At 69.2% G+C, this 4028-nt stretch carries 2 protein-coding genes; one reads left to right on the forward strand and one right to left on the reverse strand.

Annotated elements, in window-relative coordinates; all coding sequences use genetic code 11:
* Positions 1-182: 182 nt before the first annotated feature.
* A complete protein-coding gene (locus ACFWP5_RS51990; protein ID WP_384174346.1) occupies positions 183-2834 on the reverse strand; it encodes a valine--tRNA ligase in 2652 nt (883 codons plus the stop codon).
* Positions 2835-2970: 136 nt separating this feature from the next.
* Between ACFWP5_RS51990 and ACFWP5_RS51995 the strand changes: the two genes are divergently transcribed.
* Complete coding sequence (locus tag ACFWP5_RS51995; RefSeq protein WP_384174349.1) at positions 2971-3984, forward strand: hypothetical protein; 1014 nt, start codon at positions 2971-2973, stop codon at positions 3982-3984.
* Positions 3985-4028 lie beyond the last annotated feature (44 nt).

Here is a 4028-nt window from a genome sequence, read left to right on the forward strand (position 1 = left end):
GGTCTTTCGTCTGCGGGCCCGGTGGGGGCTGGTCGCGCCCACGCGGCGGAGCCGCATATCGATACAGCCCCGCGCCCCTTAGGTACGGGAGGGCGCCCGGTGCTGAAAGGCCCCGGCGCCCTGTGGCAGGCGAAGGGCCCCGGTGCTGAATACGCACCGGGGCCCCACCTGACTGCAAACCCTTACGCCTCCGGCAAGCCGTCCAGCTGGGCCTTGATGCGCTCGATGTCCTCGTCGGCCTTGGTGAGGCGGCCGCGGATCTTGTCGACCACGTTGTCCGGGGCCTTGGCCAGGAACGCCTCGTTGCCGAGCTTGGCCGTTGCCTGGGCCTTCTCCTTCTCCGCCGCCGCCAAGTCCTTCGCGAGGCGCTTCCGCTCCGCCGCGATGTCGATCGTGCCGGAGAGGTCGAGGGCGACCGTGGCGCCGCCGACCGGGAGGGTCGCCGTTGCCGCGAAGGCGTCGCCTTCCGGCTGGAGGCGGAGGAGTTGGCGGATGGCGGCCTCGTGCGGGGCCAGCGCCGTGCCGTCCAGGGTGAGGCGGGCCGGGACGCGCTGGCCGGGCTGGAGACCCTGGTCGGCGCGGAAACGGCGGACCTCGGTGATGACCTGCTGGAGGGTCTCGATCTCCTTCTCGGCCGCGGTGTCCCGGAAGCCACCCGGGCCGTCAGCCCCGGGAACCAGCACAGCCTTCGGCCACTCGGCGACGACCACCGACTCGCCGCCCGTCAGCGTCGTCCAGAGGGTCTCCGTGACGAAGGGGACGATCGGGTGCAGCAACTTCAGGGTGACGTCGAGGACTTCACCCAGGACGCGCTTGGAGACCTCGGCCGGCTCGCCGCCCGCCAGGAAGGTCGTCTTGGACAACTCGACGTACCAGTCGAAGACCTCGTCCCACGCGAAGTGGAACAGCGCGTCGGAAAGCTTCGCGAACTGGTAGTCCTCGTAGAGCGCGTCGACTTCGGCGACGGTGGAGTTGAGGCGCGAGAGGATCCAGCGGTCGGCCGCCGACAGGCGTGCGGCGTCCGGGAGTTCACCCTCGACCGTCGCGCCGTTCATCAGGGCGAAGCGGGTCGCGTTCCACAGCTTGTTGGCGAAGTTGCGCGAGCCCTGGACCCAGTCCTCGCCGATCGGGACGTCGACGCCCGGGTTGGCGCCGCGCGCGAGGGTGAAACGGAGCGCGTCGGAGCCGTACTTGTCCATCCAGTCGAGCGGATTGACCGCGTTCCCGAAGGACTTGGACATCTTCTTGCCGAACTGGTCGCGGACCATGCCGTGCAGGGCGATGGTGTGGAACGGCGGGGTGCCGTCCATCGCGTAGAGGCCGAACATCATCATCCGGGCGACCCAGAAGAAGAGGATGTCGTAGCCGGTGACCAGGACGGAGTTCGGGTAGAACTTCGCGAGCGACTCGGTCTGTTCGGGCCAGCCGAGGGTGGAGAAGGGCCACAGGCCGGAGGAGAACCAGGTGTCGAGGACGTCGGTGTCCTGGTGCCAGCCCTCGCCCGTCGGCGGCTCGTCGTCGGGGCCGACGCAGACGACCTCGCCGTCCGGGCCGTACCAGACCGGGATGCGGTGGCCCCACCACAACTGCCGTGAGATGCACCAGTCGTGGAGGTTGTCGACCCAGTCGAAGTAGCGCTTCTCCATCTCCTGGGGGTGGATCTTGACGCGGCCGTCACGGACCGCGTCGCCGGCCGCCTTCGCGAGCGGGGCGACCTTGACCCACCACTGCATGGACAGCCGCGGCTCGATGGTCGTCTTGCAGCGCGAGCAGTGGCCGACCGAGTGGACGTACGGCCGCTTCTCGGCGACGATCCGGCCCTCGGCGCGCAGGGCGGCGACGATCGCGGAGCGGGCTTCGAGGCGGTCCTGGCCCTGGAAGGGGCCGGGGACGGTGATGACGGCGTGCTCGTCCATGACCGTGATGGCCGGGAGGTCGTGCCGCTGGCCGATCTCGAAGTCGTTCGGGTCGTGGGCCGGGGTGACCTTGACGGCACCCGTGCCGAACTCGGGGTCGACGTGCTCGTCCGCGACGACCGGGATGGAACGGTCGGTCAGCGGCAGCCTGATGAGCTTGCCGACGAGGTGCTTGTAGCGCTCGTCGTCGGGGTGAACGGCGACGGCGGTGTCACCGAGCATGGTCTCGGCGCGAGTGGTGGCGACGACGATGGTCTCGTCCCCGTCGCCGTACTTCATGGAGACGAGCTCGCCGTCGTCGTCCTGGTACTCGACCTCGATGTCCGAGATCGCGGTGAGACAGCGCGGGCACCAGTTGATGATGCGCTCGGCGCGGTAGATCAACTCGTCGTCGTAGAGCCGCTTGAAGATGGTCTGGACGGACTGGGAGAGACCCTCGTCCATGGTGAAGCGCTCGCGGGACCAGGCGACGCCGTCGCCGAGGCGGCGCATCTGGCCGGAGATCTGCCCGCCGGACTCGCCCTTCCACTGCCAGACCCGCTCGACGAAGGCCTCACGGCCCAGGTCGTGACGGGACTTGCCCTCCTTGCCCAGCTCGCGCTCGACGACGTTCTGCGTGGCGATACCGGCGTGGTCCATGCCGGGTTGCCACAGCGTCTCGTAGCCCTGCATGCGCTTGCGGCGCGTGAGGGCGTCGATGAGCGTGTGCTCGAAGGCGTGCCCCAGGTGGAGCGAGCCCGTGACGTTCGGCGGCGGAATGACGATCGTGTACGGCGGCTTCTCGCTCTCCGCGTCCGCTTCGAAGTAACCCCGCTCCACCCAGCGCTCGTACAGCGGCCCCTCTACCTCGGCCGGCGCGTACTGGGTCGGCAGTTCGGAGTCGGGCGCTGGTGGCTGCTGCTGAGCGTTCTCGGTCACGGGCCCAGTTTAGGGGTGTCGCGGGGGTGTCCCGAAACGCGTTTGTTCTGTAACGGTGCGCCCCCCGATGCCATGTGGTTCCTGTGGCTGGGCCAGGATGTCGGGATCACATAAGCATCTGGAGGGGAACCCAGAAATGAGCTACAACCAGCCGGGCCCGTACGGCGGGCAGCCCCAGCAGCCCGGACCGTACGGTCAGCCGGGCCCCTACGGCCAGCCTCCCCAGCAGGCGCCGCAGGGCGCCCCCCAGCCCGGCTACGGCTACCCCCAGCAGGCTCCCCCCGCCCAGCCCGGCTACGGCTACCCGCAGCAGCCCCAGCCCCCGCAGGGCGTACCGCCGCAGGGCCCCTACGGCCAGCCGCAGCCGCCGTACGGCCAGCAGGCGCCCTACGGCCAACCCCCTTACGGGCAGCCCCCGTACGGTGTTCCGCAGCCTCCGGCGGGCGGCGGGAAGAAGAAGACCGGGCTCATCATCGGGGCGGTGGCGGTCGTGGCCGCCATCGGCGTGGGCGTGTACTTCGTCCTCGGCTACACCGGGTCGTCCGGTCTCGCGGACGACGGTCCGCACAAGCTGACGACACCGGCGAAGGTGCTCGGCGACTACAACCGGGCGACCAAGGACGGCGACACCAGCGACAGCGGCTCGTCGACCGTGAAGGACCTGGAGAAGAGCGGCGTCAAGAACGGCACCGCCGTCTTCGGCGCCTACTCGACGGCCGACCTGAGCAACTACGACCCGAACGACCCCTCCACCGCGCCCAGCGCGACGGAGCTGCTCACCGCCAAGGGCGTCCAACTCGTCGGCGCCTACGGCAAGATCGCCGATCCGAAGAAGGCCCTGGACGCGTTCTTCGCGGACATCCAGAAGGACGTCAAGCAGAGCAACTCGTCCAGCAGCAGTTCGACGGGCGGGAGCCAGCTGGTCGGGGAGCCCGAGTCGGTCGACGTCAACGGCGCGGTCATGAAGTGCCAGGCGGCCAAGGGAACCAACCAGGTGACCAAGAAGACGCAGACCGACTGGTTCTGCGCCTGGGCCGACTACAGCACCATCGCGATGGTCTCCCCCGGTGACAACACGGCCGACGTGTCGAAGGACACCGCCGTCTCCATGACCACCAAGCTCCGCAAGGAAGTCCGGGTGAAGATCTAGCCCCGGTCCCTCAACAGCGAAGGGCGCCCGGTCAGTTGACTGAC

The organism is Streptomyces sp. NPDC058469, assembly GCF_042721125.1.
GTDB lineage: Bacteria > Actinomycetota > Actinomycetes > Streptomycetales > Streptomycetaceae > Streptomyces.

Bases quoted from the DNA above. Each gene is read 5' to 3' on its own strand.
- ACFWP5_RS51995 (WP_384174349.1), top strand. From the start codon at position 2,971: ATGAGCTACAACCAGCCGGGCCCGTACGGCGGGCAGCCCCAGCAGCCC.